Consider the following 1,769-nt stretch of genomic DNA (forward strand, 5'->3'; position numbering starts at 1 on the left):
GAAGGGTGGGCGAGATCATCTCGGAATCCTGGGCGAGATCAAATCGGTACACCCGGGCGAGATCATCGGAATCCGCACCCTGAATACTGGCAGGCGCTCCTGACCGACTTGCGTGCCGACGGCAGGCTATCGAGCCGGGCCGCGCCCGGCATCCAGACGCGGCGGCTGGCCGACGTCCCGCAGCACCTGCTGCGGGTCAGCTGCCGGCGCTGCGGCCGAACCGTCGAGATCCAGCTGGTCGACGCAACCCGCCTGTACGGTCCGGACGCGATCTGGCGGGACGTCGGCCAACGCCTTCTGGACAACACGTGCTCCCAGCGGACCGGGCGCCACGAAGAGGACGGCTGCTGGCCGTCGTACGACGTCTAGGCGACGTACGGCCATGACCCCCAAGCACCATCCGACGCCGCTTTCCGGAGGCGACCGCAAAGCGCTTGCCAAGGAACTCGGCCGCGCGCGTGCCATGACCACCATCCTCGCCGCACAGTCGTCCGAAGCTCGGGCGAAAGGCGAGGCCTTGATCCGGACGGCCGACCGGCTCCTATGTGAAAGCTGGAACAAGAGGATGTGGGCGAATGGCGGTCCGATCGATCCGTCGCCGACGATCGACCAGGCCATAAACGGTGGCTATTCGTGGCTCGAAATCGAATGCTCGCGCTGCGCGATGAGGCGGGACGTCGACATGGCCACACTGCGCCATCCGCCGACCACTTTCACGCACGACCTGGCGAGCCGGCTCCGCTGCAGCAAATGCGCCAAGGCCAATCGCCGCCCGGCGGCCACGCTGCTACAGTTGGCGCAGCGCCCCCGCCAGGCCGCCCCGGAGACCTGACGATGTGCAACCTCTACAGCATCACGACCAACCAGGCCGCGATCAGCGCGCTCTTCCGCGTCGTCAACCGCTACGTCGGCAACCTCGCGCCGATGCCGGCGTCTTTCCCGACTACAGGGCGCCGATTGTCCGCAACGGCGCGGACGGCCGGGAGCTCGCGCTTGCCCGCTGGGGCATGCCGTCGTCGTCGAAGGCCTTGATGGACGCCACGAAGAAGCGGGCCGAGAAGCTGCAGGCCAAAGGCAAGACTGTCGATTTCAAGAAACTGCTCCGGATGGAGCCGGATTCCGGAACCACAAACATTCGCAACGTCAAGAGCAAGCACTGGACGCGGTGGCTGGGGCCGGAGCACCGTTGCGTGGTGCCGTTCAATAGCTTTAGCGAGTTCAACAAGGCCGAGGGCGGCGACATCTGGTTCGCGCTCGACGTAAGCCGTCCACTCGCCTGCTTCGCGGGCATCTGGACCAACTGGACGTCCGTCCGGAAGGTCAAGGAAGGCGAGACCACCAACGACCTCTATGCGTTTCTAACCACGGATCCGAACGCCGAGGTCGGCGCCATCCATCCGAAGGCGATGCCGGTGATCTTGACGACGCCCCAGGAGGTCGAGACCTGGATGACCGCGCCGCCAGACGAGGCCATGGAGCTGCAGCGGCCGCTACGTGATGGGGCGCTGCGGATCGTCGCCCGCGGCGTGAAGGAAGATCCGGCGCTGGCGACTTGAAGTTCTGCACTAGCCGCGGGCCCGGTGGACCGGGTGCATCGCCGCGTGTCTACCGGTCGATCGCCGACTTGTCGGATCACTTCGCTCGTTTCCAAATCACGTCGACTACGTCTCCCGCCGGGGGGCGAACGGTCAACGTCAGTTGATCTCCCGCAACCGCGACGAAGCGCTTCTGTTGCGTGCCATTCCAGTTGGGAAACGAACTGCCTTCGA

General features: G+C 65.7%; 3 protein-coding genes and 1 pseudogene. 3 read left to right on the forward strand and 1 reads right to left on the reverse strand.

The features are described from left to right. The first annotated feature begins 42 nt into the window (after positions 1–42). The 3 genes and pseudogenes from L6639_RS42835 (at position 43) to L6639_RS42845 (ending at position 1,556) form a co-directional block, all read left to right on the forward strand. Entirely contained in the window at positions 43–369 is a 327-nt protein-coding gene (locus L6639_RS42835) for a hypothetical protein (RefSeq protein ID WP_237867364.1), read from the forward strand. A 13-nt stretch (positions 370–382) separates the two neighbouring features. Then, positions 383–832: a hypothetical protein gene (locus L6639_RS42840; RefSeq protein ID WP_237867363.1), complete on the forward strand. Its 450-nt coding sequence runs from the start codon at positions 383–385 to the stop codon at positions 830–832. Between the two features lie 2 nt (positions 833–834). Then, positions 835–1,556, forward strand: a pseudogene (locus L6639_RS42845) (SOS response-associated peptidase). A 76-nt stretch (positions 1,557–1,632) separates the two neighbouring features. Here L6639_RS42845 and L6639_RS43715 read toward each other — a convergent pair. Further along, positions 1,633–1,769: lipocalin-like domain-containing protein (locus L6639_RS43715; protein ID WP_377819123.1), on the reverse strand; the 137-nt coding region annotated here is incomplete at its 5' end.

This window comes from Bradyrhizobium zhengyangense, from assembly GCF_022012555.1.
Taxonomy (GTDB): Bacteria; Pseudomonadota; Alphaproteobacteria; order Rhizobiales; family Xanthobacteraceae; genus Bradyrhizobium; species Bradyrhizobium zhengyangense.